The 26,893-nt window shown below is 51.2% G+C and carries 25 protein-coding genes and 2 riboswitches; of the genes, 13 read left to right on the forward strand and 12 right to left on the reverse strand.

Going from position 1 to position 26,893, the window contains the following annotated elements; genetic code table 11:
• The first annotated feature begins 425 nt into the window (after positions 1 to 425).
• The gene (locus LKK83_RS18030; protein WP_324632652.1) at positions 426 to 995 is read left to right on the forward strand and encodes a hypothetical protein; all 570 of its coding nucleotides are present in this window, start codon (positions 426 to 428) and stop codon (positions 993 to 995) included.
• A 366-nt stretch (positions 996 to 1,361) separates the two neighbouring features.
• Entirely contained in the window at positions 1,362 to 3,293 is a 1,932-nt protein-coding gene (locus tag LKK83_RS18035; RefSeq protein ID WP_324632653.1) for a peptidoglycan D,D-transpeptidase FtsI family protein, read from the forward strand.
• A gap of 142 nt (positions 3,294 to 3,435) precedes the next feature.
• Here the strand turns inward: LKK83_RS18035 and LKK83_RS18040 are convergent, their stop codons facing one another.
• Complete coding sequence (locus tag LKK83_RS18040) at positions 3,436 to 5,499, reverse strand: thioredoxin domain-containing protein (protein ID WP_324632654.1); 2,064 nt, start codon at positions 5,497 to 5,499, stop codon at positions 3,436 to 3,438.
• A 666-nt stretch (positions 5,500 to 6,165) separates the two neighbouring features.
• Positions 6,166 to 6,633: a GNAT family N-acetyltransferase gene (locus LKK83_RS18045; protein WP_442957330.1), complete on the reverse strand. Its 468-nt coding sequence runs from the start codon at positions 6,631 to 6,633 to the stop codon at positions 6,166 to 6,168.
• A 180-nt stretch (positions 6,634 to 6,813) separates the two neighbouring features.
• On the opposite strand from LKK83_RS18045, the gene LKK83_RS18050 reads away from it, so the two are divergent.
• The 4 genes from LKK83_RS18050 to LKK83_RS18065 all read left to right on the forward strand — a co-directional run bounded on the left by LKK83_RS18050 (position 6,814) and on the right by LKK83_RS18065 (position 9,597).
• The gene (locus tag LKK83_RS18050; protein ID WP_324632656.1) at positions 6,814 to 7,014 is read left to right on the forward strand and encodes a hypothetical protein; all 201 of its coding nucleotides are present in this window, start codon (positions 6,814 to 6,816) and stop codon (positions 7,012 to 7,014) included.
• Positions 7,015 to 7,364: 350 nt separating this feature from the next.
• Positions 7,365 to 7,601, forward strand: coding sequence for a hypothetical protein (locus tag LKK83_RS18055; RefSeq protein WP_324632657.1), 237 nt, complete (start codon positions 7,365 to 7,367; stop codon positions 7,599 to 7,601).
• Positions 7,602 to 7,958: 357 nt separating this feature from the next.
• The gene (locus tag LKK83_RS18060; protein ID WP_324632658.1) at positions 7,959 to 8,684 is read left to right on the forward strand and encodes a hypothetical protein; all 726 of its coding nucleotides are present in this window, start codon (positions 7,959 to 7,961) and stop codon (positions 8,682 to 8,684) included.
• Between the two features lie 58 nt (positions 8,685 to 8,742).
• On the forward strand, positions 8,743 to 9,597 hold the full coding sequence (locus tag LKK83_RS18065) for an alpha/beta fold hydrolase (RefSeq protein WP_324632659.1): 855 nt from the start codon (positions 8,743 to 8,745) through the stop codon (positions 9,595 to 9,597).
• 74 nt (positions 9,598 to 9,671) lie between these two features.
• On the opposite strand, the gene tsaD is transcribed toward LKK83_RS18065, so the two are convergent.
• On the reverse strand, positions 9,672 to 10,712 hold the full coding sequence (gene tsaD, locus LKK83_RS18070) for a tRNA (adenosine(37)-N6)-threonylcarbamoyltransferase complex transferase subunit TsaD (RefSeq protein ID WP_324632660.1): 1,041 nt from the start codon (positions 10,710 to 10,712) through the stop codon (positions 9,672 to 9,674).
• Positions 10,713 to 10,990: 278 nt separating this feature from the next.
• Here tsaD and LKK83_RS18075 point away from each other — a divergent pair, with 278 nt between their 5' ends.
• Both LKK83_RS18075 and LKK83_RS18080 read left to right on the forward strand, forming a co-directional pair.
• A complete protein-coding gene (locus tag LKK83_RS18075) occupies positions 10,991 to 11,473 on the forward strand; it encodes a Photosystem I reaction center subunit III (protein ID WP_324632661.1) in 483 nt (160 codons plus the stop codon).
• A gap of 104 nt (positions 11,474 to 11,577) precedes the next feature.
• On the forward strand, positions 11,578 to 11,703 hold the full coding sequence (locus LKK83_RS18080; protein WP_324632662.1) for a Photosystem I reaction center subunit IX: 126 nt from the start codon (positions 11,578 to 11,580) through the stop codon (positions 11,701 to 11,703).
• 231 nt (positions 11,704 to 11,934) lie between these two features.
• Here the strand turns inward: LKK83_RS18080 and gmk are convergent, their stop codons facing one another.
• A complete protein-coding gene (gmk, locus tag LKK83_RS18085; protein WP_324632663.1) occupies positions 11,935 to 12,498 on the reverse strand; it encodes a guanylate kinase in 564 nt (187 codons plus the stop codon).
• Between the two features lie 199 nt (positions 12,499 to 12,697).
• Entirely contained in the window at positions 12,698 to 12,949 is a 252-nt protein-coding gene (gene remA / locus LKK83_RS18090; protein ID WP_324632664.1) for an extracellular matrix/biofilm regulator RemA, read from the reverse strand.
• 542 nt (positions 12,950 to 13,491) lie between these two features.
• Between remA and LKK83_RS18095 the strand changes: the two genes are divergently transcribed.
• Positions 13,492 to 15,252: an Rqc2 family fibronectin-binding protein gene (locus LKK83_RS18095; protein ID WP_324632665.1), complete on the forward strand. Its 1,761-nt coding sequence runs from the start codon at positions 13,492 to 13,494 to the stop codon at positions 15,250 to 15,252.
• A gap of 405 nt (positions 15,253 to 15,657) precedes the next feature.
• Here the strand turns inward: LKK83_RS18095 and LKK83_RS18100 are convergent, their stop codons facing one another.
• Entirely contained in the window at positions 15,658 to 16,935 is a 1,278-nt protein-coding gene (locus LKK83_RS18100) for a glycosyltransferase (protein WP_324632666.1), read from the reverse strand.
• 148 nt (positions 16,936 to 17,083) lie between these two features.
• A riboswitch (cyclic di-AMP (ydaO/yuaA leader) is annotated at positions 17,084 to 17,257 on the reverse strand.
• 488 nt (positions 17,258 to 17,745) lie between these two features.
• Entirely contained in the window at positions 17,746 to 18,345 is a 600-nt protein-coding gene (locus LKK83_RS18105; RefSeq protein WP_324632667.1) for a Uma2 family endonuclease, read from the reverse strand.
• Positions 18,346 to 18,664: 319 nt separating this feature from the next.
• Between LKK83_RS18105 and LKK83_RS18110 the strand changes: the two genes are divergently transcribed.
• Both LKK83_RS18110 and aguB read left to right on the forward strand, forming a co-directional pair.
• Positions 18,665 to 19,729: an agmatine deiminase family protein gene (locus tag LKK83_RS18110; protein WP_324632668.1), complete on the forward strand. Its 1,065-nt coding sequence runs from the start codon at positions 18,665 to 18,667 to the stop codon at positions 19,727 to 19,729.
• 62 nt (positions 19,730 to 19,791) lie between these two features.
• Complete coding sequence (aguB, locus tag LKK83_RS18115; protein WP_324632669.1) at positions 19,792 to 20,652, forward strand: N-carbamoylputrescine amidase; 861 nt, start codon at positions 19,792 to 19,794, stop codon at positions 20,650 to 20,652.
• A 72-nt stretch (positions 20,653 to 20,724) separates the two neighbouring features.
• Here the strand turns inward: aguB and LKK83_RS18120 are convergent, their stop codons facing one another.
• Positions 20,725 to 21,645, reverse strand: coding sequence for a metal ABC transporter permease (locus LKK83_RS18120; protein ID WP_324632671.1), 921 nt, complete (start codon positions 21,643 to 21,645; stop codon positions 20,725 to 20,727).
• Positions 21,646 to 21,709: 64 nt separating this feature from the next.
• Here LKK83_RS18120 and LKK83_RS18125 point away from each other — a divergent pair, with 64 nt between their 5' ends.
• Positions 21,710 to 22,126 (forward strand): ArsR/SmtB family transcription factor, encoded by a 417-nt coding sequence (locus tag LKK83_RS18125; protein ID WP_324632672.1) that lies wholly within the window; start codon positions 21,710 to 21,712, stop codon positions 22,124 to 22,126.
• Between the two features lie 237 nt (positions 22,127 to 22,363).
• Here LKK83_RS18125 and LKK83_RS18130 read toward each other — a convergent pair whose 3' ends face one another.
• Positions 22,364 to 23,215, reverse strand: a complete 852-nt coding sequence (locus tag LKK83_RS18130) for a metal ABC transporter ATP-binding protein (protein WP_324632673.1) — start codon at positions 23,213 to 23,215, stop codon at positions 22,364 to 22,366.
• Positions 23,216 to 23,221: 6 nt separating this feature from the next.
• Complete coding sequence (locus tag LKK83_RS18135; protein WP_324632674.1) at positions 23,222 to 24,235, reverse strand: metal ABC transporter solute-binding protein, Zn/Mn family; 1,014 nt, start codon at positions 24,233 to 24,235, stop codon at positions 23,222 to 23,224.
• Between the two features lie 478 nt (positions 24,236 to 24,713).
• Here LKK83_RS18135 and LKK83_RS18140 point away from each other — a divergent pair, with 478 nt between their 5' ends.
• Positions 24,714 to 25,751 carry a diacylglycerol/lipid kinase family protein gene (locus LKK83_RS18140; RefSeq protein WP_324632676.1) on the forward strand — a complete coding sequence of 346 codons (1,038 nt, stop codon included), beginning with the start codon at positions 24,714 to 24,716 and terminating at the stop codon, positions 25,749 to 25,751.
• A 185-nt stretch (positions 25,752 to 25,936) separates the two neighbouring features.
• Here LKK83_RS18140 and LKK83_RS18145 read toward each other — a convergent pair whose 3' ends face one another.
• Positions 25,937 to 26,152, reverse strand: coding sequence for a hypothetical protein (locus tag LKK83_RS18145; protein WP_324632678.1), 216 nt, complete (start codon positions 26,150 to 26,152; stop codon positions 25,937 to 25,939).
• A gap of 35 nt (positions 26,153 to 26,187) precedes the next feature.
• Positions 26,188 to 26,266, reverse strand: a riboswitch (Glutamine riboswitch).
• Between the two features lie 88 nt (positions 26,267 to 26,354).
• Positions 26,355 to 26,852 (reverse strand): hypothetical protein, encoded by a 498-nt coding sequence (locus LKK83_RS18150; RefSeq protein WP_324632679.1) that lies wholly within the window; start codon positions 26,850 to 26,852, stop codon positions 26,355 to 26,357.
• Positions 26,853 to 26,893 lie beyond the last annotated feature (41 nt).

The raw sequence follows: 26,893 nt of genomic DNA on the forward strand, positions 1-26,893 counted from the left end.
CTCGTAGGGCTTAGGCTGGTCAGCTACCTAAAGTCAGGGGCTAGAAGCCCCGTCTCTTTAGAGCGGGGTGCTGACAGGAGTGACAAAGGGTGAATTACAAGGCCGACCGAAACCGACATGAGGAAATAAATACAGTATCTTAGCAGAAAATTTTAGGGATGTAGTGCCTCAAACGGAATTTTTTTTGGCAAAAATCCGGAAACCGAAGCGGGGCGGGGGTTTTGCAAAAATGCTCGCCGGAAATCCGGAAAAGGGGAGAATAAAAACGGCGATCGCAGCCCGGTGCTAGGATGGATGTGACTATTTTGTGACGAACGAGTGCAAAAGGCGACCGATCGAGGCAAACCGCCAGGGATGGGGATGTTATGACTGCTGCTTTCAAATCTACCAGATCCGCTCGAAACCCCAGAAGGGGACAATCCTCCATGCAGGGGTCAAGTAAGGTGACGCCCTTGGTGAGACCTGAGAAGAACCACACCGAGGAGAATCGCCGCATTGCGAGTCGCAAAGAGGGCCGATCGCGATCGCGTCGCCAGCTCTTGCGCGGGAGAAATGCCCCGCCAGGGAAAAGCGAGGTGCGCCGAAATCGCCGTCGAGAGTCGGTGGTGGAAAGCGATCGCCACCGTTGGGAGATTCCATTTTGGCTGCGATCGCTTTCCCAGGCGCATGGCGTTTCCTGCGTTGTCACCTTCTTACTCGTCGCGAGTGCTTTATTTATTTATGGCAGCACGGTTTATTCCCAGCAACAGTGGGGCGTCTCCTACCGCAAACTCGAAAAGCTGCGTCGAGAAGAGCGCCAACTAACGGCGGCGAATGAAACTTTAAAAAAAGATTTAGCCCAGCAAGCCGAAAACCCCGCCAATGGTCTCGTCGCCCCGGATTTGGATCGGATTATTTTTGTGGAGCAAGCCCCGGTAGAGGCGGGATCCCAGAATGAGGCGATCGGCGAAAGCGCACCAAAACCCCCCGAGGACTCCAGACCCCTCGGCTATTAGGTTTATCATCTAAATTGCATATTTAACTCGAAATGCAAACCAAGGGAGGCGGAGGATTTTGCGACAGCGGACAAACCGAAACAACCTTCTCAAAAAGGGCAAAACCGGATATTTTAAGTAAAAATACCGGAAAAATCCGCCAAATTTGGCCTTAGTTGCAGGTGTGGCGACCCCGACTCATTCGTGAAAGGGGTGCAGACGCGCGGAAAAAAGAAGGTTAAATATGCAAACTAAATGTATGTAAACTGAAGAAAAGAGTAAGCACAGCGATCGCGCTGTGCCGTGAAAAAAGGGGCAACTGCAGGGATTTTGCCACAGTTGCGCCGCAGACAGCTAGCCGCTTGTGTATCAATTGCGATCTGAAACATGGCATCACGGATTTCTGATGTGGGGAGAGGGGGGAAAAAACGGCAGGGTGGTTCCCGGAAAAACCCCCCAATAAAACAGCGATCGACCCGGAGAAAAAAGACAATTCCCCCGGGTAAAAAAAGCCGAGGGAAAATCAAAAAGAAAGCCCTGATTTTCCTTCTCCCATTAGCCTTTTTACTGTTAATTTTAGAGAACTTAAGCAGCGTTCCGAAGCGCCAGCAACCCCCGATAGAACGAACCAAGCTAGGGAATCCTCAAGTCAGGTTTTTGATAGTTTGGGCGGTATTAATCGTCGGGGGATTGGCTCTGAGTGCGAATTTATATCGGCTGCAAGTGTTGCAAGGGAGTGACTTGCAGCAACAGGCGAGAAGACAACAAAATGTGGCCTTGAGACCGTTTATTCCGCGACGTCCGATCGTAGATCGGATGGGAAACGTTGTCGCGTTGGATCGGCGGGTGTACCAGCTTTACGCTCACCCCTATTTATTTAAAGACTCGAAAGAAGCGATCGCGGCCCGCTTAGCGCCCTTGCTGCAAAAGTCCGTGGGGGAACTGTACGAAAAACTCACCGATGGGGATAGTGGAATTCTGCTCGAACCGACAGTTTCGGAAGAACTCGCCAATCGCATCCGCAACCAAATGATAGACGGATTAGAACTGAATCAATATCAGCAGCGCTATTATCCCCAACAAAACCTCGTCGCCGACGTGGTGGGGTATGTGGATACAGAAAGCGAAGGACAAGCGGGGGTAGAAGCCAGCCACCAGAACCTCCTCGAGCGCGAGGCTCCAATGGAAATCGATTCGCGGATTGGCGGGGCGTTAATTCCCGACCCGGTACCCGGAGAATTTCTGCGTTTGGATGACCTGCGCCTAGAATTGACGCTCGATTTGCGATTGCAACGGGCCACCCGCCTTGCACTGGAAGAACACCGCCGCAAATGGAGCGCCAAACGGGGTACGGTTATCGTATTCGACGCCCACACTGGCGAGATATTAGCCTTAGCCTGCGACCCGTCCTACGATCCGAATGCGTATTACAAATTTAACGTAGAATTGTTTAAAAACTGGGCGCTCACCGACCTGTACGAGCCAGGATCCACGTTCAAACCGATTGCAGTGGCGATCGCCCTCGAAGCCGGTGCGATCGAACCGGATAGCGTCTTTTACGATGAAGGGTTGGTTTATATAGATGAATGGCCGATTTCCAACGCCGATGGCGTGGGGCGGGGTAATTTAAGCGTCACGGAAATTATCCGATATTCCAGCAATGTGGGGATGGTGCATATCGTGGAACAACTGCGATCGCGCGTTTTCTATAGCTGGTTGCAGCGTTTGGGTCTCGGAGAACCCCTGGGCACCGATTTGCCTTTTGAAACCCCCAGTCAACTCAGATCCCGGGAGGAATTTAGCGCTTCACCGGTGAATGCAGCCACCGCCTCCTTCGGACAAGGGATTTCCCTGACTCCCCTGCAACTGGTGCAAATTCACGGCGCGTTAGCCAATGGCGGCTATTTGGTGACACCCCATGTGGTGCGCGGATTGTTCGACAGTGAAGGACAAGCCTATTGGAAACCGGAACATCCCCCTCGGCGACAGGTGTTCTCGCAAGAAACCACCGATGCATTAATTTCCATGATGGAAAGTGTGGTGCAAGACGGAACCGGCACCACCGCCCAAATTCCCGGCTATCGCATTGCAGGGAAAACCGGCACCTCGCAAAAAGCCAATCTTTATGGCGGGGGATATTCCGATTATGCCCGAATTGCCAGTTTTGTGGGAATTATCCCGGCTCAAGCCCCCCGCTATGTGGTTCTGGCGGTAATGGACGAACCGCAAGGGGGTAGCGGGGGTCAAACCGCAGCACCGGTAGTCAAGTCGGTGATGGAAACCTTAATTGCGATCGAGGGGATTCCCCCGTCAGAGTGAATGGAGAATTGGTTGGATTCTTTTGGTGGTGCGTCACCCCCGGTTTCGGTTGGTGGATTGGAGTTGCGATCGCTTGGTGGGGGTGACGCACCCTACGGGGGATGGAGAATGTTTGTTATTCTCAATTCTCCATTGTTAATTCTTAATTCCTGTGGGTTTGCAGGGTGCGAATTTGTTCGAGAAGCTGTTCGAGGGTGGTGGCGGGTTCTTTGCAAGAGAGACCCGCACAGACCAAGCCCACGGATCCGGTGGGGAGGTCGGTTTCCTGCTGATACATGCAGGTGGGGAAGTATTGACGAATCAATTCGGGGATTTGGGTGGTGGTGGTGCGGACGAGGGTGGGGTGACGATACCAGTCTAGGGCGCTAAATAAGGTGGGACAAGCGGAGGGAGCGCGTTCCATGATACTGGCAAAGGCTTGCAGCGCGTTGAGGGCGCGATCGAGATAGGAGAGATTTTCGGTGAGCAAAGCCAGACGAACCAGAGAGGCGATCGCCACGCCATTCGCCGAGGGGGTTGCATTATCCATGTAACTGCGTTCCCGGACGATTAAATCGTCTCCGGCGTCGTTGGCGGTATTGTAATACCCGCCCTTGTCTTCACTCCAAACGAAGCGATCGAATTCTTCATGAACCCGAATGGCGAGGTCTAACCAGGGATTGTCAGCCGCATTATCTGGGATTTGAGCTTGATGCAAATCGAGCAAGGCTTTAATGAAGAAGGCATAATCTTCCGACTGGGCCAACACGGAGGCTTGACCTTGGTAATTCAGCCGATGGAAGCGCCCGTCGATCCACTGATTTTCCAAGATAAAATTGGCCGCTTTGGTGGCAATGTCTAAATATTTCGTTTCCTCGAAGACCACTGCAGCTCTCGCCAAACCGGAAATCATCAAGCTATTCCAGGCGACGATGGTTTTGGTGTCGGTGACGGGAGGGATGCGACCGGGCCAGGTTTGGGTTTTTGCTTCTTGATTGTTGCGGGCGGGGGGGAAGGTTTCCATCCCGTCGGGAGGGGTACCGTAGCGCAGTTGAAACAGTTTGGTTAAAGCGGATTCTACGGTGTCGTCAAGTTTGCCGAGGTGGCGACGTTGCAAGACGATTTGTCCTTCAAAATTGCCCTCCGGGGTAATGTGGAATTGGGTTTTGAGGGCCTTGAGTTCGTCTGGGGTGAGGTGTTGTTGTAAGTCGGCGGTACTCCAGACGTAAAAGGCTCCTTCTTCGGGTTCGGCGTCGTCGGGGGTGGTGAAGCTATCCGCATCTTGAGCGGCGTAGAAGTAGCCTTCCGGGGCGGTCATTTCGCGGGTCAGCCAGTCTACGGTACCGGCGACGGCGCGTTTGAAGGCGGGTTCGCGGGTGCCAGAACTCCAGAGATTGGCCAGGAATTCGAGAATTTGACCGTTGTCATAGAGCATTTTTTCAAAGTGGGGGACGGTCCAGGTGGGGTCTACGGTATAGCGGTGGAAGCCGCCGCCCACATGGTCGTAAATGCCGCCCAAGACCAAATCGGTGCCGCGTTGGGCGATCGCTTCTTTGGGGTCGGATTGGGATTGCAAGTTAAACCGAGTGCTTTGCAAGACCAGTTGGGCGTAGGGCATCATCGGGAAACTCGGTCCGTAATCGCGCCGGGAAAGGACGTTGAGGTTGCTTTGAAAGCCGCGCCAGAGCAGGTCTTCGGGGATGTCTTGTTTGGGGGAGAGGACGGCGGCTTGCTGCATGTGGCTGAGGATTTCTTCTTTGAAGGCTTGCAGCTTTTGCTTTTCGCGATCGTAGTAGCGGCGAATGGCTTGCAGGAGTTCGAGAAAACCGGGGCGTCCGTAGCGCGGTTCTACGGGGAAGTAGGTACCGCCATAGAAGGGGATGAGGTCGTCGGGGGTGAGAAAGACGTTGAGGGGCCATCCGCCTTGGCCGGTCATCATTTGCAAGGCTTGCATGTAGATGCTGTCGATGTCGGGCCGTTCTTCGCGATCGACTTTGATGGGGAGGAAGTTGCCGTTCATGTATTCGGCGATCGCCCGATTGGAAAAGGCTTCTCCTTCCATCACCGTACACCAGTGGCAACTGGAGTAGCCAATGGACAGGAAGATGGGTTTGTCCTGTGCTTTGGCGGTTTCTAGGGCTTCGTCGCACCAAGGCCACCAATCAATCGGATTTTCGGCGTGTTTGTACAGATACAGACTTTGGCATTGGGCAAGGCGATTGGTCATAATGCAGTAATTTCTAAAACTGGATATGAGTTCGTGTTTTCTTTTTAACTTACATCGCCGCTTCTCCAGGGTGAAGCGTCCAGGGGGCATGGGCATGAATCGCAGACGGTGAGGGCATCTGCGCTACAAAAAACGAAATTTATTAGCCAGGGTTGAGTTGTACCTGGGATGGGTGGCCCCCTGGGGTTGGATTGAGCGATCGCTGCAGCATGTTTCCCCAGGGATCCATCGCACTCCCGGTGGATCCTTGTGGTGGACCGCTCGTGACCCTTTCGTGCGATCGAGAAATTTTTTAACTGTTTTTCGGCAGGTTTTTATTGAATAAAATTGAGAGTTTATGGGGGAATAATTTCGGTAGCCAACGGATTTGCCCGATATTTCTGTTAAAATTAATTCAAATATAATTGCCAATAATTCTATTATTTTCGTTGATTTAATTATTTTAAAAATGCTACTAAATATCGAATTTAGCCGAACAAAAAAAGTAGATTTTTAATTAAAAAGTGATTTTTTAAAATAACCAGAATTAAACGGGAAGTAATGGCGAGTGAATTGAGGGAGATACCTGGGGAAGAGCGAATAGATTGTGGTGGTGAAGCGATCGCGGATGGAACCCCACCGGGATGAGCCAGACAGAGCGCCGTCAAAAAGGTGAGGGGCGATCGCCTATCGATTCGGGTACCAAAACATGCCCTTAATCCCTTCTGGGTCCGGCATAAAACCCAAATTCCGGTAGAAATTCACCACATGGGGATCGGCGAACAGGGTGATATTGCTAATATCTTGACTGCGAAGCCGTTTGATGGAGTAATTCATCAGCGCCTTGCCCAAGCCTTTCCCTTGGAAATCCGGGTGAACCACCACATCCCAAATTGTGGCATTAAATGCATGGTCTGAAGTGGCGCGAGAGAAACCAATCAGTCGGCGTTTTTTGCCGCGCATTTCCCACATGGTAACCACCAGAAAACTGTACTGGATGGCTTTTTTCACCTTACGCAGGGGGCGGCGAGACCACCCCACGGCATCGCAGAGTTCCTCAAGTTCGTAGAGGTCTATGTCTCGATCCGTACTGAAATAAACGCGAGCGCCCGTACCGGAACGACTGGTGGTATCCACCGACTCATATCCATCCATATGTCCGGTATTGGGGGCAGAAGAAGTATCAGAACCGCTAAACAAGTTTTTCCAAAAACCCATGAAGGTTTGGTTAGGATAGTAGAACGAGGTTGACAAGTGCCTTCCCGAGAACAGGAAAGGCGAAGGTTGCAAAGAGTATCGACCCGTTGTCAAACATTGGAGCCGCAACAAATTCTAGTGTATCGTAACTTAAGCGCCAAGCCATCAGATTGCGGTGGGGTTTTCGGTAAATTCATTTGGGAGAGTCGAGACGGCAGGGCAGGGGAGGGATTTGGGATCCGGGTGAATGGACACAGCGATCGCCGCAGTGGCGGGGGGAAACGGCGATCGCCGGATAGAATCACTGCCTGGGGACGCGATCGCATAGGATTAGAATAGAGCCACAATTGTTGGTTCAGACATTAGAGTGCCGGATTTGCACGGCTGCAGAGCCACTGACCCGAAACTCGCCCTCCCGAAGGCGGTGAGCTGTGCCATTCCCAAGCGTTGGCGAGCAATTTGCCTCGAGAGCGATCGCGCTTATTTTGCGCCACCACAAGGGCATACTAGGCAAGGAAAGGTCAGAAACTCTGTGGGAGCCAACCCTACCCCTGAAGTTGGGCGCTTGTACTCCTCAGACCTAACCCACCTGAGACGAATTTTGTCTAGGTTACGCCGAAGCATGAAAACCGGGAGAAACATGGGGGCAGAAAACCCACTTTTCTCCCGGAAATTTGTGGAGAGAATGCATGGTAAAACCGGGCTTTTTCGGTAAAAAAGCACAAGGGATGCGATCGACAAATCCAGCCATCGGACAATCGCGATCGCTGGCACAGAAGCGCGAGTTGGCTAAAAAACCTACCGGGAAAAAACTCGAGGAAATAGCACCCTCCCATGCCTCATCCCTAGAGGCCAATCCCTGCACCAAAAACCCGCCCCTTACCCTTCCAGCAAATCAGAATTGTATTGCCCGGGAGAACGGCTAAAAGTATCTGAGTAGAACCCGGGGAAACTCCCGTCAGCTTGCACTTGGCCATCAAAGACCCGAGGGCATATAAACCGGAGAAAAACAGAACAAGAAAATCGTGAAAAAAACAGGAGGAGTCTACTGGCCAATCGAAGAGAGGATGCAAGACAATTGAGGGAGATCGACTCCACCCCCATTATCCTGCCATTCCTTTCCAGATATGCATTTCAGGAGAGGGCGAGGCATTGGGCGCTGGCGCAGGCGTTCCCCCGCCAAAAGAATTTGAGCAAGAGAATCGTTTTATAGTAAAAGAGAGGAGGCTGCTGTCTTCAAAATGCTTTCGATTTAGCGAACGCGAGTTATCCCCCACCCAAATATGGCATCGGGTTTAAAATCATCGACGATGGAACTGCTCAAGCGCTTTAACCGAGCGTTTCCGCAGTTCTATGAACAATTTGTCAGCAGTGAAATCCAGCTCCAAAACCTAAAGCTTGCCTATCAGCTTTACAAAACCAAACAAGCGGTAATCGAGATGCGACCCGAAGGCAACAAGAGTGCGCTGCATTTTGCCTACCGCAACCAGTCTTTTTTGCTGAGCGACATTTTTGGGGTTTTGGCAGCTTATGGCCTGACGATTCACAGTTTGAGTCTCTACGGTCAGATTTATCCGCCGATGTTGGTGTTTATCAAATTGGTGGTATCGCGCGGTGGAAAGGTGCTGACCGAGAAAACTGCCGAAAATGTCTGCCGCGCGATTCGCGAAGCCTTGGCGGGTCACTTCGAGGTGGAAGAAATGCTGGCGGTGGAATTCAACTTGGATGCGGGGCTTGAGGATGTGGAAACGGAATTTTATGTGGATCCGGTGTTCCATCTCCCCGCACTGCTGATCGAGGCAGATAACCAACCGGGGTTGTTTTATAAGGTCATGTACGCAATCTGGCAAGAGGATTTGCTGGTGGTGAATGCTAACTTGCTCGTGTGGCGCGGACGTACCCGCTTGATTCTGTACTTGCTCGGTCCGAATGAAAGCTTGATTCCCGAGTATCTCGGGCAAAAGATTGCCGACGGGGTGCGACAGCGATTGCTCGGTCGGCGGTTTTAGGGGAAAAACGGGATAAATCGAGCGATCGTAACAGAACGCTTCAGGATAAAATAAAAGGATGGCTCAGATTGACATTCTGGGGGTGCCTCACAGTTACGAGCTTACCGCTCCCAGGACATCTCCCCAGGTTCTCGTTTTCATCCACGGCTGGCTCCTCAGCAGTCGGTACTGGCAACCGCCAATCGAACGGTTGGCAGATGATTATCAATGTCTGACGTATGATTTGCGCGGATTTGGCGATTCGCAGTCTTACCGGGCAAAATCCCACTTTCATGCGGGCTACACTCCGGCAGCTTATGCTAGAGACTTAGGAATCCTGCTCGAGAAATTGGACATTTCTAATGCATGGCTGATCGGACATTCTCTTGGTGGCAGTATTGCCCTCTGGGCGGCGGCGCAATTCCCATCGAAGGTAAAGGGCATTTTCTGCGTGAATTCCGGCGGTGGGATTTACATCAAAGAAGAATTCGAGCGCTTTCGGGCAGCAGGCCAGATTTTTGTGAAATTTCGTCCGCGCTGGCTGCCTCGCGTGCCGCTGATCGATCTGCTGTTTCAGCGCGATAGCGTGGCACGTCCGGTCGATCGCGCTTGGGCGAAACAACGCCTGGTGGATTTCGCGATCGCCAATCCGGAAGCAGCTTTAGGCACTTTGCTCGACTCTACCACCGAAGCAGAAGTCCACCGCCTACCGCAATTAGTGGCAAAGCTCAAACAGCCAGTCTATTTCATCACCGGCGATCGCGACCCCGTGATGGAACCCAAATACGTGCGCCATTTAGCTAGCTTTCATCCCCTGTTTGACGGCTGTGGCATGAATGTCATCGAAATTCCCGAGTGCGGACATCTGTCAATGATAGAACAGCCCGATGCAGTGGCGGCGGAAATCCGCAAGATTTTGGAAACTCACGGGTAGTCATTGGTGAATGGTCATTGGTCATTGACCAATGACCAATAACAGACTAGCCCTACCCTTTGAGGGTGGGGGATTCACCGATAAAGCTGCATGACTTCGGTGAGGGACATGCGGGAGGCAGCGCCGAGGGTTAAGGGGGTGGTGTGGCCTCGGTTGAGGTGGTCAGCCGCCGCACAGGCAATCATGGCGGCGTTGTCGGTGCAGTATTTCAGGGGAGGAAAGATAACCCGGAGATTGTGGCCGATCGCAGCGTCTTGCAGGTGCTGGCGCAGACGGCTATTGGCGGCGACACCACCACCGACGACGAGGGTATGGAGTCCGTAGTCTCGGGCACAGGCGATCGCGCGTTTGGTCAGCGCTCTGGCCACCGTATCCTGGAAGCTGGCGGCGATATCGTCAACCGGCAATGTCACCCCAGACCCTTCGAGTTTTTGCACCAAGCGCAACACGGCGGTTTTTAATCCGCTAAAACTGGAATCATAGGGATGATACCCCCCTTTGGGCAGGGAGATTTTCCCTTCTGGCAAGGCAAAAGCGGTGGGATTGCCTTGTTTGGCTCGCTTGTCGATAATCGGACCGCCCGGATAGCCGAGATTTAACAATCGCGCTACTTTGTCAAAGGCTTCCCCGGCGGCATCATCTCGGGTTTGTCCGAGGGTTTCGTACTTACCACAATCTTTAACAAAAATCAAGCTCGTATGTCCGCCGGAGACTAATAAGCACAAAAATGGCGGCTGTAAATTGGGGTCGCTCAGATAAGAGGCGTAGATATGACCTTCTAGGTGATGGACGCCGATAAATGGTTTGTGGTGCAACATGGCTAGGGTTTTGGCCGAGGTTAACCCGACCAGGAGGGCACCCACCAAACCGGGGGCACAGGTGGCGGCGATGCCATCGAGATCGGCGGGGGTCAGATGGGCCTCTTGCATGGCGATCGCGATCGCCCGATTCACCTGCTCTAGATGAGCGCGCGACGCTACTTCCGGCACCACGCCGCCATACTGCTGATGTACTGCAATTTGTGAAGCCACGACATTACTGCAAACTTCACGATTCTTAACAATTGCTACAGCAGTTTCGTCACAACTTGTTTCGACTGCTAAAACGGTGGCCATTGACTGGTAATTTGTTGGTTTATGGGTGAGTTATTGCTAGCTTAATCTTTACGGAGGTGTCTTAGCAGAGTATGATTTTCAGGAAGTTCTCAAAACTTAATCTGTCATACTCAAGCCTAAGCTCCCTCATCTCCCTGGGCGCGGGGCGGTGATGTCCCACAGAGCCGCTCCCAAGCTAGCAGGGCACCGGAGGGGGACGAACAAATTCCCGTGGGATGAAGGCAGTCCTCCCATTTGTTCAAAAAACTTGATGTTTTGTAACAAAAGGTAACAATTCTATGCGACGATTGTTTGCGCTGATTCTGACAATTTGCCTGTGGTTCAGCTTTGTGCCCACGGCGGCGGCTGAATTCTATTCGAATCTCTCGCCGTGCAGCGAGACCCCAGCGTTTGTGGAAAAGGCGAAAAATGCCTCCACCCCGCAAGCCCAAGCGCGATTCGAGAGCTATTCCGACCTGCTGTGCGGTCCGGAGGGCTATCCCCGTTTGATTACGGATGGCAACTTAAGCCACGCCAATGAGTTTCTCATTCCCAGCGTGCTTTTCCTGTACATTGCCGGATGGATTGGTTGGGCCGGTCGGTCTTACCTGATTGCGATCCGCGATGAGAAGAAGACGGAAGAGAAAGAAATCATCATCGATGTGCCGTTGGCGATTAAATGCTCTCTGGCTGGTGCCACTTGGCCGATTGCTGCTTTGGGCCAACTCACCAGTGGGAAGCTGACTGCCAAAGACAACGAGATTCCGATTTCCCCGCGTTAATCGCTTTGGAATCTGCACGATTTTGGGTTTGAGACGCCAATGCTTCTCAAATCTGAAATGTCAAATTGCAATAATACCGTTGGTCGTTTTTAGGAGCATCATTCATGGACTCTTTCGTCAAGTATCTTTCGCTTGCCCCCGTCATCTTGATTCTGTGGTTGGGATTGACGGCGACGATTTTGATTATCATCAACAACATTTATCCCGACCTGCTTTCTCTGCCTTTGTAAGGAGGCTAGGGACGGCTCGATTCGCGCCGGATCCGCGCTAGGCTGCTGAATGCCGCCAGCCAAAAAAAGCGATCGCTTCTACAATGTGAGAGGCGATCGCTTTTTTTGGAATTAAGAATTAAGAGAGTCTTAATTGTCGATTTATCTAAAAACGGGGAACGCATAAAATGAGGAATAAAGAATCGAGAATCAAAGATTTTATCAATTTTCAATTCTCAATTCTTTATTCGATTATGGCTGCAGTGGAGAAAACAAAGCCGCCTCGATGTCGTGCAAAGCCGTATCGAGGTCATCATTAACGATTTGAATATCGAACTCCTGAGCGGCGGCAATTTCTTCTTTAGCCCGTTGGAGACGACGGGCGATCGCCGCTTCAGAATCCTGACCGCGACTGCGGATCCGCCGCTCCAACTCCCCTTCCCTGGGCGGTAAAATAAACACCTGTAGCGCGTCTGGAAAAGTCTCCCTAACTTGTCGCGCCCCAGCTAACTCGATTTCGAGAATAACCGATTTCCCCTCTCGAATCATATTTTCCACCGGTTCGCGGGGGGTACCGTAACAATTGAGGGCAAATTCCGCCCATTCCAACAACTCCCCATTTTCCACCATTTCGCGAAATCGGCTGTGGTCCACAAAATAATAATCCCTGGCGTGAACTTCCCCGGGGCGCGGGGGGCGAGTGGTGACCGAGATAGACAAGTGGAGTTCCGGATGGCGCGCCAAGAGCGATCGCAGCAAAGTGCCTTTGCCCACACCACTCGGTCCGGTTAAAACAATCAATCTGCCCGTCTGCATAACAATCAGCGATTTCCAGAAAACAGTTCGCAATCAGCAACCGTAGGGGGGCTTCGCGGTGCGCCCCTAGCAAGTTAGATGGGAATATTGTAAGGCTTCAAGTTGCCTCAAAGAGAATTTTTCCCGGGCTAACGGCTACCCCAGCGCGCCGATGCGGAGGGCAGATAAACAATCAACACCGAGTAATCCGCGAGAGATTTTAACTGTCCTTATTGGTAAAAAAGCGATGACCCATCGTCTCGGGCTGAATGGCAGAGAGAATGATATGGTTAGAATCCATAACAATCACCGATCGCGTTCGGCGTCCGTAGGTGGCATCGATCAGGCGATTGGCCTCCCGAGCATCGTTCACGATCCGCTTAATGGGAGCCGACTCAGGGCTAACAATGGCAATCACGCGGTTAGCAGAGATGATATTACCAAAGCCGATATTAATAAGCTGAATATCCATAGCAACAGAAATCCTCGCGGCGTAAAAAATTTGTTGTTGAAGAGTGTTTTCATAAAGCCCGAAGCGATGAGCAACGGTTTCCGGTTGAGTACACACAGAATCATCTGACCCGCATCAGAAGGCTGGGACAAAAATCCGAATCATCGGTAGGGGTTTGAGGTCTCGGCATCAAGAAAATAAATCATAACCAGCGATCGCGCTTAGGCGAGATCGGCACTGTGCGCGATCGCTCGGTTGGTTTCCGGTGCCGAGGGAATGGTAGGCTAAATGGAGGCACACTCAGCATTGACAATGGCAAGCCGATGTTTGGCAGACAGAATGAATTTCAAAACCGATCGCAATAAATGAAAGATCCATGGGTAACGGACAAGCTTTCGCCTCGGGTGCCCCTGCAAACATCTAATTTCAATAGTATCGATAAAAATTTTGGGTAACAAGGCAAAAAAGCGCAAAAAAGCGAGTTTCTGGATTTTATGGGCTTTTTTTTACCCCCCTCTAACTTTTAATGTAACTCGGATAACTTTTCTTCTGGATCCAAACCGATGCAACCCGTTGATTTCACCACTTTAACTGCGGCGTATTGCGAGCTGAGAGCCACCTGGCTACCCGCGCGACTCGAACAGGTTTATCAGCGCGATCGCTACAGGATTTGTCTTGCCCTGCGAACCCTCAAGCAGCGGGGCTGGCTGACGGTTTCCTGGCACCCGCAAGCCGCCAGAATCCACATTGGAGATCCGCCACCGCGCACCCCGGATACCTTTACCTTTAGCGACCAACTGCGCCATCAACTCAAAGGGTTAGCCTTAGTTGCGATCTCCCCGGTAGCTGCTTGGGAACGCGCCCTGGACCTGCAATTTGCCAAACGTCCGGGCGATCGCGTCTTGTGGCACCTGTACGTAGAAATTATGGGCAAACGCAGTAACGTTATCCTCGCCAACGAAAGCAATCAAATCGTCACCGCCGCCCATCAAGTCAGCGAACAACAATCGCGGGTGCGGCCGATCCTCACCGGGCAACCCTACGAACCGCCACCGGCGCTCACGGATCCCGCCCCCAGCTTAAGCGAATCCCAACAACGCTGGCAAGAACGAGTGGCCTTGATTCCGGGAAAACTGGGGCGTCAACTGCTAAAAAGCTACCGGGGTCTGAGTTCACATTGGGCCAATTCGATGATTCGCGCCGCCGATCTCGACCCGGAACAATCCACCGAGAGCCTCAGGGCATCGGACTGGGAACGATTATTCCAGCGCTGGCAAGAGTGGCTCAAAACCCTGGAAGCTTGGCAACATGGGGATTTATCCGGTCTGCACCCTCAGCGGACCAGTGGGGGATACAGTGTTATCCAATGGGGTGGGCAATCGCCGCCGAAGCCGGAAGACACTGCGCCTTCGGTGCAAGCATTGCTCGATCGCTACTATTGCGATCGCCTCAACGAAGGGGAATTCAAACAACTGCGCCATCAACTCCTGCAAAAACTCAACAATCTGCTGAAAAAATTGCGGGTTAAGGCGCAAGGGTTTGAACGGCGGTTGGACCAATCGGCGCTGGCGGACGAATATCGGCAAAAAGCGGATTTGCTGATGGCACACCTGCACCAGTGGGAACCGGGGATGAAGTCGATGACCCTGGCTGATTTTGAAACCGGGGAACCGATTGAAATCGAACTGGATCCGGAAAAAAATGCGGTGCAAAATGCTCAAGGTCTTTACAAACAACACCAAAAGCTGAAACGGGCGCGCAGTGCAGTGGAACCGTTATTGGCACAAGTGGATCGCGAGATTCAGTATTTGGAACAGGTGGAGGTGGCGATCGCCCAACTCGATAGCTACCGCGAACCGATGGACTTGCAAGCCCTGGAAGAAATCCGCGACGAATTGATGCAGGAGGGATATCTGCGCGATCGAGATCGTCGCAGCCAAAACCAACCCCCCGCCACGGATTTTTACCGCTTCGAGTCTCCTAGCGGGTTTGAATTGCTGGTGGGACGCAATAATCGCCAGAATGATTTGCTCAGTTTTCGCGTGGCGACGGAGTATGATTTGTGGTTCCATACTCAGGAGATTGCCGGCAGTCACGTGTTGTTACGGTTGGATCCCGGCGCAGTTGCCGATAAGGCGGATTTGCAATTTGCCGCCGATGTGACGGGGTACTTTAGCCGCGCCCGTCAGAGCGATCGCGTGCCGGTGGTCTATACGGAACCGAAGCATGTTTACAAGCCCAAAGGTGCAAAACCTGGTATGGTCATCTACAAGCACGAGCGGATAATCTGGGGGCGTCCGCAGCAACTGGCTCCCAAAAGTTAAGGTTTTGTTATGCCTACTTTGGAGGAGTGATTAAACTTTCCTATCACCCTGTTAAGTTTTGTTACGGAAAAATCGTGTCTTCTGTTACAATGTCAATTGAGGAAAAGATTGAATATCGTTAACCCGCTGCACGAAGAAGGGAACGCGCAGAATGGGATTCCTCAATTAGAAACGACAACGGAAAAGGTATTTTTTCCTCGGCCAGCTATGGATTAAGCTGGTCTTTTTTTTATGATTTTTCTCGCAAAAGCTTTGGTGGATAAGGGTTTAAAGTTTTTTATCCGCCTGAATTGTTATTTTTTGGCTCCCGCATCCCTAAAAAAATGAGGGCTAGCGAGAGAGGTCCCAAAGGGGGGACTGAATGCTAGCGCCTCTTGCAGTAGAACCTAGGAACCAGAGAAAAGGTTAAGCCGCAACCGCAGGGGAGGGGGTGGAAACGGGGATGGGTTCGGAAAGCAGTTGGTTGTAAACGTAGGCTAACCGGGTGGCGACGCTATCCCAGCTAAAAGCGAGTTCCACGCGCAGGCGACCGGTGGTGCCCAGTTCGCTTCCCCATTCGGGATTGGCTAAAATGCGATCGATGGCTTCGGCAAAGTCGCGATCGCTTTTTGCCGGCGCCAGCAGACCGGTGACTTCTCGGACCACGGTAAATTTCAGACCGCCCACATTGCTTGCTACCACGGGGGTGCGACTGGCCATTGCTTCGATCGCCACGAGGCCAAAGGGTTCGTAGTGACTGGGTACCACGCAGACATCGGCGGCGGCGTAGTATAGGTGCAGGTTAGAGCGGCCCAGTCGTCCGGGGAAGGAGGTGATGTCATCGAGTCCGAGTTCTTTGACGATGCCGTGAATGCGATCGCGCTCGATTCCATCACTCTGTCCGGGCCGATATCCGCCACCGATAATTAAGTTGAGGTTTTCGCGATCGCGCAAGCTAGATTGCCCCACCGCTCTCACTAAGGTTTCGATCCCTTTGCGGCGATCGAAGCGCCCCACATACAGGATGGTTTTGGCATCCTCGGCAATGCCTAGGGCTTGGCGCGCTTCTTGGCGAGAAATCTGGCCGAATCTTTCGATATCCGTACCGCAAGGAATGACTTCGATCGCTCCTTTACGCGATACTAGCGCCCGCATGTGCTGTTCTTCTTGCGGACTGGTGGCCACTACGCGATCGACCGTTTCCAGACAAGCTTTTTCCGTTGCCAGTCGCGTCGAGGCGATGTCCGGTAAATCGCGAACGCTTCTATATTTAACCGCACCTAATGAGTGATAGGTGTGAACTAGTCTCACGGGTTGGTGTTTTTTCAGCTCCATCCCCACCCAAGAGGACAGCCAATAATTTGTATGTATCAGGGAATACTGTATTCCTTCTCGATGTTGGAATTTCTGAAACGCTTTGACAAATTCCGGGAGATAACTAAATATGCGATCTCGATTGATAAACTCTTCTGGCCCTGCGGTTAAGCGGATGGTTCGGCAGTTCGGGTGATGCTGAACGATCGCTGATTGCTCGGGACTGTTGCGCCGTGCGAACATATCCACTTTCCATCCCAGTTTAGCGAGGGCTAACCCGACTTGTAATACGTAGACGTTTTGACCGCCGGCTTCTTCTTTACCGATTTGTGCGGCGGGATCGCCCGTTACCGAAATTAAAGCGATGCGATTTTTTTCTTGGTTTAGCATGTCTCGATGTTTACCTTATGCCTTGCTTCCCAGCCTGCTTGCGTTCTGAGTTGTGTCATGGCTGACGCTACAGAATCTCAGGGTGGGAAACTTTTTCCCAGCTAAGGACACTGACGAGTCGCGTAAAAGATATTATTTTACCGATCTTTCAGTCTCCTCTCAATGCCGACGGGGTTAGCTGACGGGCGAGGACTGAGAGATGTCCCTCTCCTTCAGAGTGAACTGGGAATTGAGCATCCCCGTTGGGTTCCTTCTGATGAAGATAAGCCCCTGAACTTGGTTCCCCCGCTCCAGTTTCCGTGAGATTTGGAGAACTTATATTCTCGATGAGAATCGGTTATCCTCCTGCGGTCAACTGGATTAGGCTGACTTTTTTAAGCTGATGGTACTAACTATAGCTTAAATTTTTTGGCACTTCAATACGTCTGGGGTTGTATTTTTCCCCAACCCTCTAGAATTGAATTCATCTATCTAGAGATAGAGATTTAGGTCTCGCTGAGGGTAGAAATTTGACCAAAGGATCCAGGGTCGTGCCCGGGATCGGGAGTGTAACGATGTGGAAGTATCGACGATTACAGGAAGTTCGAGATCCCAGGGTCGGGGCGCAGGATTCAGGGTGCCCGGGGGGCGCGATCGCCCTCTAGCGCTTCTAATACAGTCCATAACCGCCGGGGATTGATGATTACACGACGTTCGAGATCCCAGGGTCAGGGCGCAGGATTCAGGGTCTCGGAGGGGCGCGATCGCCCCCTACGGCTTCTAATACAGTCCATAACCGCCGGGGATCGACCTAAACGCTTTGTCGCCCCCTTATCCTTGATTGTCTGATGCCGGATTTTCTGGCCGCAATTCCACATCCTCATAAACACTCTCCATGCTGAGGGTAAAATCCACGCTAGCGAGATGAACTTCTCGGCTATTTTCGTCATAGGAATACAACACCCACAACCCTTCACTATTGCGCCGAAAGCAATCCACCCGCTGGCGCTTTTGATTGATTAAAACATATTCAGTTAAAGTCTCGATTTCCCGATAGTCGGCAAATTTATCACCCCGGTCAAACGCTTCTGTTTTCTCCGATAAAACCTCCACAATTAAACGGGGATAGCGCTTAAATGAGTCCAATTCTCTATCCCGTTCGTCGCAGGTTGCCATAACATCGGGATAGTAATAGGTATTTTTTGACTCGATGCGAGCTTTCATATCTGCCATATAAACCCGACAGCCGGTTCCTCGGACATGGCTTCTTAAAAGCGCAAATAAATTGCCAGCAATGGTCACATGAGCATCGCTAGCTCCCGCCATTGCGTAAATGTTTCCGTCAATATACTCATGTTTTATCGGGCTGTTTTCCTCGCCTTTGAGATAGTCTTCTGGAGACAAGTAGTTTGCGCTTGAATTGGCAATCATAGTTTTTAATCCTATGGGTGACGGTTTTCTTAAATTATATCGCAATTCCCGGGGTTGGATTCTACCGAATGAGTGCAAATGGTTCGGTGGGCAATGCTTTGCAAAGGGTTCGGTGGGTAATGTCCAGCCTACCATTACCCCTACGCTTGGGAAAGCTGGATGAAAAGCGACCCAGAGGTGGATGGATGAAGGGATGAAAGGCCGAAGAATCCGCCTCGGGTGAAAATTCGGGGAAAATTTGGCGATCGCGCGTTAAAAATGCCAGTCAAAGTGTTAAAATAGGGGGAGTATTAAAGTCGGGATATAAGGAGAAACACCCTTGACTATCCTCAGCGCTCCTGCCACTCACGATCGCATGCCTGCAGAATGGGAACCCCATGCGGCGTGCTGGTTGGCTTTTCCCAGCCATGAAAAGGAATGGGGAGAGTATTTGTCGGCGGCGCGGGCGGAATTTGTGCAGTTGTGTCGGGCGATCGCCGATCCCGATCCCCGCACCGGTAAACCGCGCGGCGAAAGGTTAGAAATTCTGGTGCTGGATGAGGCGGGAAAAACCACCGCCGAAGCATGGCTGGATGGAATTCCGGCGCGCTTTCATCTGATGCCGTTTGGCGATATTTGGCTGCGGGATATCGGACCGATTTTTCGCTGGAAAAGCGCGGGCAAACTGGCGACAATTCGGTTTAATTTTAACGGATGGGGCGGCAAATATATCATGCCGGGAGATGAAAAGGTTGCCCAAGGAATTAGCGATCGCCTCGGTTTATGCAGCGATTATTTTCCCGAAGTTATCGAAGGGGGTGGGATAGAAATTGATGGCGAAGGCACCTGCTTAACTACCCGCCAATGTTTGCTCAATTCGAATCGCAATCCCGATCGCAGCCCAGCCCAACTCGAAGCGGTGCTGCGATCGGCTTTTGGCATCAAAAAAGTGCTGTGGATCGAGCGCGGATTGCTCAACGACCATACCGACGGACATATTGACACGATCGCTCGATTTGTTGCCCCGGGTGTGGTGCTGTGCATGGAACCCCGCAACGCCGACGATCCCAATGCCGAAATCCTAGCAGAAATTGCCCGGGATTTATCCACCTTTACCGATGCCAAAGGACGGCATTTGCGCGTGATTCGCATTCCGTCACCGGGTAAAATTGTAGACGACAGGGGTGAAATTATGCCCGCCAGTTACGTGAATTTTTATATCGGAAATCGCACGGTGGTGGTGCCCACTTATGGAAGTGAGTGGGATGAGTCCGCTGTAGAAGCGATCGCGAAACTTTTTCCCACCCGACGCGCGATCGGACTTTCCGCCAAAGCCATTTTAACCGGAGGCGGTGCATTTCACTGCATCACTCAGCAACACCCCGCATTTCCTGCTGAAATTTAACCAACCGCGTCGCAATTTCCAGACCTGAAAAATCACCGAGAATTAACCCTCAAACCCAAACCATGAATCAAGCCGTTACTGTTGCTGCATTGCAAACCTCATTTACCCAAGACAAACAAGCCAATGTCGATCGCATCACGGAATTAGTCCGCGAAGCGGCGGGGAAAGGCGCGCAAATCATTTTACCTTCCGAGTTGTTTGAAAGCTATTATTTTTGCCGCGAAGAACGAGAGCATTTTTTCGACTGGGCGCATCCGGTGGATGCCCATCCCACTTTGACTCATTTTCAACAATTAGCCCAAGAATTAGGCGTCGTTATTCCCGTGTCTTTTTTTGAAAAAGCCGGACCAGCATATTACAATAGCGTGGCGATAATCGATGCCAATGGGGAACGATTGGGAATTTACCGGAAAAGTCACATTCCCGATGGGCCGGGTTATGAGGAAAAGTTTTATTTCCGCCCGGGAAATACGGGGTTTAAAGTTTGGCCGACTCGCTATGGTACGATTGGGGTAGGAATTTGTTGGGATCAGTGGTTTCCAGAGTGCGCCCGTTCTCTGGTATTGATGGGGGCGGATGTGCTATTTTATCCGACGGCGATCGGTAGCGAACCGCAAGACCCGGAGTTGGATACCAAAGACCCTTGGCAACGAGTAATGATGGGTCATGCCGTGGCAAATGTGGTGCCCGTGGTGGCGGCAAATCGCGTGGGAATGGAAGGGAATCAAACGTTTTACGGTCACTCGTTTATTGCCGATTATCGCGGGGATAAAGTGGCGGAATTGCCCGGGGATAAAGAAGGAGTCATTTGCGCCAGGTTTGATTGGGCGGAAATTGCCCGATATCGCGCTTCATTTGGGTTTTTCCGCGATCGCAGACCCGAACTGTACGGCGTTCTTGTCACCGCCGATGGAACCTTGTAAAAAGTCCGCATCCTCCTCCCGCGTTACCCGAGGTTCCGCCTCCCCACCGTAAATCTGCAAAAATCGCGGGCATTATTTTCCCCGCCGAGGAATTAAAGAAGAGGGAAACGCCGAGGGAATTCGCTTGACCAGCAACAGGAGTAAAAATAGCAAAAATTGCACCACTACAATGCTCGGACCCGAGGCAAAATTAAACAGTCCCGATCCGAGCATTCCGAGAATCGAACCCATTGCACCCATAGTCACAGAAATTGCCATAAATTTCGCAAAAGGATGGCCGAGTAATTTCGCTGTTGCTGCGGGAATGACCAGAAACGCATTCACCAATAAAATCCCCACGGCTTTAATTGAAACTGCAACGGTTAGAGACAGCAAAATCACAAATAAATAGCGATGAAAGTCCACGGCGATGCCTTGCACTTGGGCTAAATCCGGATTGAGGGTAATTAAAATTTGCTGTCGCCAAGTGGAGAACAAAAACACGCTACTGATAAGCAACAACAGGCTAATTAAGAGAATATCTGTGAGGTTAATTGCCAAGATATCCCCAAACAAGACAGCCATCAAATTGCCCCGATAGCCTTGTAAAAAGCTGGTTAAAATTACCCCGATCGCTAAAGCGGCGGAGACGGCAATACTAAATACACTGTCACTGGGAAGCTTGGTTTTTTCGATTAAATAAAGCGCGCCGAGTCCAAAACAGAGGGTAAAGGGCAAGAGAGTCCAGGTTGGATCCACCTGCAATAACACCCCCAACACCACGCCAACTAAGGCAGAGTGCCCCACGGCATGACTGAAAAAGGATAACTGGCGCAGGGTGACGAAACATCCGAGCAATCCGCCGAGGATTCCCATTAACACCCCACCGGCGATCGCCCGCTGCATGAATGGCAACCCCAGTAATTCTAGAAGATTGGCGATCGCCGTGTCGCTTCCTTGCAACCCAATCGAAGTGCAGGAGTTGAAGATTTCTAAAAAATTGACTATCATCATTAATATCTGTACGATTGAACAGGTATTGAACCTTTTTGGCTTAACATTTACCTAAACCTGCAAAATGTCAGTTAACTATTCTATCGATAAAACGGAAAATCCTGCGCCCAGGGAGGCGGATGATTTGCAGTGCCTGCCGGAACATCCCCTAGATATTGACAATATCCATACCATCCAAAATCATCTGCTCGATGCAGACAAAGCCCAACAAATGGCCGAGTTTTTTAGTTTTCTGGGCGATGCCAATCGGTTGCGAATTATCTCGGCTTTGTCGCTGAAAGAATTATGCGTTCACGAATTAGCCGCCATTGTCAAGATGAGCGAGTCGGCAGTTTCTCATCAATTGCGGAATTTAAAGGCAATTCGACTGGTCAGCTATCGCAAAGAAGGACGGCGGGTTTACTATCGCCTGCAAGATAATCACGTCTTTAGCCTTTATGAGGCAGTTGCCGACCATCTGGATGAAAAAGATTCGGGGTAATTTTATTAACTGAAAGTTGTTCTATTGATGCAGTTGCTAACAGAATAAAGCGGCTGTATTGCAATTAAAAATAGCCAGGTTGAAAAGAGGGAAAATGAGTAATGGTACAATGAGGCAGAGCCTCTGGGGGGCGTTCCCAGGCAGAGCCTAGGAACGAGTAAAACGAGTAAATGATGATGGCGATCGGGAGCAAAAAGGGGGTGGGAATTTTCCGAAGTATCTCTTGCCTTTCTTCGTTTAATGATGATGGTGATAGCGAGCAAAATCCGGGCCATAAGTGGCTAATAAATTTTGCGGGGCCAGTGCGACTTCCGGTTCGCCGCTACAGACCACGGTTTGATTCAGACAAATGACGCGATCGCAGTGGCGACTGACCATATTTAGATCGTGGGACACCTGCAACACGGTCCAATTTTGCTCGCGTTTTAACTCATTGAGAAGGGAATAAAATTCCGCTTCGCCTTGAATATCCATGCCCGCCAACGCTTCATCTAAAACGAGCAAATGTCGAGGAATCACCAAACAATAAGCAAGCAACACGCGCTTCAATTGTCCGCCACTTAACCCGCCGATCGCGCGATTTCGCAAATGATAGGCATCCACTCGTTGCAGCGCCCAAGCAACGGCAGTTTCTTTTTCCGGGTCATTTTGCCAAGGAAAGCGAAAGGGAAGGCTTGCGGATGACAAATTACGGGTAAATCGTCTCTCCCCTTGTGCTTTTCGCCATCCGAGTCCCACTAATTCTTTCACTGAAATCGGGAAAGAACGGTCAAAAATAAAATTTTGCGGCACATAGCCCAAGCGCGATCGCAATCTTCCCAGTTTTTCCAAGGGTTTGCCGAACATTTCTATCTGACCGCCACTGCGCGGAATTAACCCTAAAATAGCTTGCGCCAAGGTACTTTTTCCCGCCCCATTCGGTCCGACAATTGCCGTATTGGTTGCCGAGGGCAATTGAAACGAAACATCTCGCAGGGCGGGATAACTGCCGCGATAAACGGTTAAATTGTCTACCTTGACCGGGGTAGATTCTTGCAGAGAAATGGACTCGGGGCGTCTGCTGCCATTCCTTTCATCCTCAGAATTCATAGGAAGTTACTTGCACGCAGTTTCTAGGGTTTGCAAATTGGATTTCATTGCTGTAAAATAATGTTGCGGTTCCAGCGGTCCGGACACTAAGGGGTCGATCGCATAAAGGGTGAGGTTCAAGTCTTGCGAGAGGGTTTCTAACAATTTGTTATCCACTCCCGGTTCCCCTAATATCGCCTTTACGTTATAGTTTTCCACGGCTTCTACTGTGGTTTGCACTTCTTTCGGGGACAGGTTGGTTTCCGGAATGGAGACCACCGCCACTTGCTGTAGTCCATAGCGTTGCGCTAAGTAAGGATAAGCATCGTGGAAAGTAATAAAGGTGCAGTTGGGATACTGCTTTAGCTGCTGCTGAAACTCGGCATTGAGTTGGTCTAATTTCTGGATGTAATCGGCGGCATTGGCTTCATAAATGGCCTGATTTTCCGGGTCGGCAGCGATTAACCCGTCGCGAATGTTTTCCACTTGTTGTTTGGCTAAAACCGGGTCAAGCCAAACGTGGGGATTTCCGCCTTCGTGAACGTGGTGATGGTGGTGTTCGTCGTGATGTTCTGCTGCGGTATCATGGTGATGTTCCCCATGTGCTGCGTGGGTCTCCTTGAGGGGGTTCATCACGGGAGAAATTTCTTCTACGGTTTGAATGCCAACACTGGCATCGATTTGTTTTAAGTCGGAATTGCCGGCATTTGTTACCGTATCTTCGAGAAATTCTTCTAAACCGAGACCATTTTTGATTAAAATATCGGCAGTGGCGATCGCTGTGACATCTTCCGGTTTGGCCTGATATTCATGCACCTCGGCCCCTGGGGGAATCAATACCGTCACTTGTGCTTTATCTCCCGCCACCGCTTTGGTAAACCAGTACATCGGCAAAAAAGTGGCCACTGCGTTTAAAGATTGCGCCTCGGATACCGCAGTTTGTTCCTGGGATACGGACTCGGAAGGAGTCTCGCGACAGGCGATCGCCACTGGCATCACCAGCAGCGCCATCAACAATTTTCCCACAGTCTGGCGAATCATTTGCACTCTCCTTGTCTCCCCATGACGGTAGATGCTTGCACTACATTTTCGAGAACGGTTCTTATTCTACCGCATACGAGAATAAATCTCATTCTATTTTTTGCCGAGATTGCTGGGATGGGTACATTGCAGATTGCCAATTACAATTTATTCTTGTGGGGTGTGTACTGCCCACCGGGCGATGGATTTCCCACCCCCAAGCTGTACCCCCGATAAATTAGCATCCAAATTGCACAAAAGAAAACAGCTAACTGAGAAAAACCTAATTACATGAATGGGGGGGGGTTATCCGATAGTTTTCTGATTTCGCGATTGGGAACAGCGCAGATTTGTTCTGGATTCGTGCCAGGGCGGGAATGACCGATGGGAGTGGCGTAGTTGCCGCCAGCAAAAGACTGGTGGACAAAATGACCGGAAAATCGATAAACTGTAAAGAGAGAGATGCTATAATACAATAGGATAAAAACAGTTTAAAATCATGCCTAAACCGATACTTTTTAGCAATCCAAATGCCTACGGTGGCCGCACGGCCAAATGGACAGAATATGCAAGAAAACTGTTACGAGATTTCGGCATCGAACACGAGGCGATCGCCACGCAACCGGACCGGAAAACCATCGAGATAGTGCGGCGCGCCATTGACGAGTCGGGGGTGCGCTTGGCGATCGCGATGGGAGGAGACGGAACGTTTTCCGAGGTGGCGCAAGGGGTACTTTCGTCCCAACATGCCTCGGAAGTCACCGTAGCACTGTTACCCACGGGAACGGGAAACAACCAAGGCAAGTCATTTGGCATGAAAAGCGGCGATCGCGCATTGCCCGAGAACGTGAGAGCGATCGCCGAGGGCAAAACCATGCTGTTAGATGCGGGACGCTTGCAGCATCTAGACGAAGAGAATCGGGCGATAAAAACCGATTGGTTTGTGGATTCCCTGAGTTTCGGATGGGACGCAGAAATTGTCGAAAAGAGCAATCGCGATCGCGCTACAGTGTCCTCAATCCCCTTTTTAAGTGAGATATACAGAGACCAGCTTATTTATGTGGGCGCATCGATTCAGCATTCGATCGCAACCCTGTATCGGGATAGGGCGTTTGATGTGTGCGTGGAGATTGATGGAGGGAAGCATCACTATCAAAGCGCGATCGATATTATCGTGAAAAACACCCTAGTTTATGGCGGCGACTGGATACCCGCGCCCGATTCCTTACCGGATGATGGTTATTTTGAGTTGATTCCGGTGATGGGAAGGGGAGAATTTTTCTGGAAGGCGATCGCCAACCTGCGATCGGGTCCCTTTTCGGAAGCGGACTTTCGCCGTTGGGGCATCGCCCTGTCTCCCACGCGACGCGGATCTGCGTTTCAGTTTGAAATTTTACCCCAGTATCGCCACTCCATCCCAGCAGGGCAAATGGACGGAGAGGAATATCAAGTGAGTTCGCGGTTTCGCATCGACGTGCGACAGCAGGTGTTGCGGTTTGTCGTGCCGCAGTCTTATTCGCGCGATCGCCGCGATTGATAGTCCAGGGCACAGCGGTTTCCCATCCCCGCAATGGGGCGTTCTGCGATCGGGAAGGGTGAATGCGCGCCGCCTAACTTTTTGCCGGGACAAAGCCCGTCACCGCGATCGGATTTTACCTAACTTTTTCTCGCACAAAGGTTGGTTCGGTGGTGATGGGAATCTAAATTTTTCTCGGATTACGGTTAAGTAGAATGATTAAACGGGCTAATTTGAGTGAATAAAGGAACCGAAACAATGGCCAGTTTGACCAGCCAAGGGGCAAACACGAGGCTAAGAATCAAGCAGATTGCCGCCATGCAAACCGCCGAGACTTTCACGATTTCTTCTTGGGTATTTACGCTCAAGCAGACTGCGATCGAAGCGATCGCTAAGGTCGTTAATGAGGGCGCAAGCATCATTTGAATTACCTCTGTACATACTTCATGTAAGATGCAGTGCGTTCCTTCGGCTTTTTAGACCTACTTCCGTCTCTCCAGGATGACGAACCGATCGTCGGTGGGGAGATGAACGATTTCTAGTATGTATTCTGGTTTACAACTTTTTTGGGCGATTGTCAAGCCCTCGCCCAAAAATTTTTTTGCGATCGGCGATTTTTGCCCTTTATTGAGGCTGGGGCACTGGTTGGGGCACCGGCTGGGGCACCGGTTGAGGCACCGGCTGGGGCACCGGTTGGGGCACCGGTTGGGGCACCGGTTCCGGTGCGGGAGACGGCGTGGGTTCCGGTGCGGGACCGGGAATTGGCTCCGGAGTCGGGGGTGCCGGATTCGGCGGTGTGGGGGCGGGGGTAGGGGCTGGATCCGGCACTTGAATGGATTGCCCGACAGATTGGAGAGTTGGAAAAGTCATAAGCGTTTGCGAGTGGCAACGGTTTGCAAGAGAAAAGGCGATCGCCTCAGTTTTCAGCAAATCCACCGCCAATCGATTGCCGATGCAATTGCCGAAGAGTGAGGGACAAGTAGCGATCGCCGGGGATAGTGTTGGCAAAAATTTCCGCGCTTTGAGAAAGTTATCACAAGCGCGATCGCCCTCATTGGAAAACAGAATATCCAAAACCTTGGCGCGATCGCCTCTACCGAAAGCATCATTTTTCCTCCCCACTCGAACAAATTTTCCCTTTTTTCTGAACTTCTGGAACGGTG

The sequence above is a fragment of the Phormidium sp. CCY1219 genome (assembly GCF_035615515.1).
GTDB lineage: Bacteria > Cyanobacteriota > Cyanobacteriia > Cyanobacteriales > Laspinemataceae > CCY1219.

Coding starts and splice junctions, on each gene's coding strand:
- tsaD (WP_324632660.1), bottom strand. CDS start 10,712: ATGGCCACCGTTTTAGCAGTCGAAACAAGTTGTGACGAAACTGCTGTA.
- LKK83_RS18130 (WP_324632673.1), bottom strand. CDS start 23,215: ATGAATTCTGAGGATGAAAGGAATGGCAGCAGACGCCCCGAGTCCATT.
- LKK83_RS18060 (WP_324632658.1), top strand. CDS start 7,959: ATGGCATCGGGTTTAAAATCATCGACGATGGAACTGCTCAAGCGCTTT.
- LKK83_RS18135 (WP_324632674.1), bottom strand. CDS start 24,235: ATGATTCGCCAGACTGTGGGAAAATTGTTGATGGCGCTGCTGGTGATG.
- LKK83_RS18095 (WP_324632665.1), top strand. CDS start 13,492: ATGCAACCCGTTGATTTCACCACTTTAACTGCGGCGTATTGCGAGCTG.
- LKK83_RS18140 (WP_324632676.1), top strand. CDS start 24,714: ATGCCTAAACCGATACTTTTTAGCAATCCAAATGCCTACGGTGGCCGC.
- LKK83_RS18120 (WP_324632671.1), bottom strand. CDS start 21,645: ATGATGATAGTCAATTTTTTAGAAATCTTCAACTCCTGCACTTCGATT.
- LKK83_RS18080 (WP_324632662.1), top strand. CDS start 11,578: ATGGACTCTTTCGTCAAGTATCTTTCGCTTGCCCCCGTCATCTTGATT.
- LKK83_RS18045 (WP_442957330.1), bottom strand. CDS start 6,633: ATGGATGGATATGAGTCGGTGGATACCACCAGTCGTTCCGGTACGGGC.
- LKK83_RS18105 (WP_324632667.1), bottom strand. CDS start 18,345: ATGATTGCCAATTCAAGCGCAAACTACTTGTCTCCAGAAGACTATCTC.
- aguB (WP_324632669.1), top strand. CDS start 19,792: ATGAATCAAGCCGTTACTGTTGCTGCATTGCAAACCTCATTTACCCAA.
- remA (WP_324632664.1), bottom strand. CDS start 12,949: ATGGATATTCAGCTTATTAATATCGGCTTTGGTAATATCATCTCTGCT.
- LKK83_RS18125 (WP_324632672.1), top strand. CDS start 21,710: ATGTCAGTTAACTATTCTATCGATAAAACGGAAAATCCTGCGCCCAGG.
- LKK83_RS18065 (WP_324632659.1), top strand. CDS start 8,743: ATGGCTCAGATTGACATTCTGGGGGTGCCTCACAGTTACGAGCTTACC.
- LKK83_RS18030 (WP_324632652.1), top strand. CDS start 426: ATGCAGGGGTCAAGTAAGGTGACGCCCTTGGTGAGACCTGAGAAGAAC.
- gmk (WP_324632663.1), bottom strand. CDS start 12,498: ATGCAGACGGGCAGATTGATTGTTTTAACCGGACCGAGTGGTGTGGGC.
- LKK83_RS18035 (WP_324632653.1), top strand. CDS start 1,362: ATGGCATCACGGATTTCTGATGTGGGGAGAGGGGGGAAAAAACGGCAG.
- LKK83_RS18100 (WP_324632666.1), bottom strand. CDS start 16,935: ATGCTAAACCAAGAAAAAAATCGCATCGCTTTAATTTCGGTAACGGGC.
- LKK83_RS18075 (WP_324632661.1), top strand. CDS start 10,991: ATGCGACGATTGTTTGCGCTGATTCTGACAATTTGCCTGTGGTTCAGC.
- LKK83_RS18055 (WP_324632657.1), top strand. CDS start 7,365: ATGGTAAAACCGGGCTTTTTCGGTAAAAAAGCACAAGGGATGCGATCG.
- LKK83_RS18040 (WP_324632654.1), bottom strand. CDS start 5,499: ATGACCAATCGCCTTGCCCAATGCCAAAGTCTGTATCTGTACAAACAC.
- LKK83_RS18145 (WP_324632678.1), bottom strand. CDS start 26,152: ATGATGCTTGCGCCCTCATTAACGACCTTAGCGATCGCTTCGATCGCA.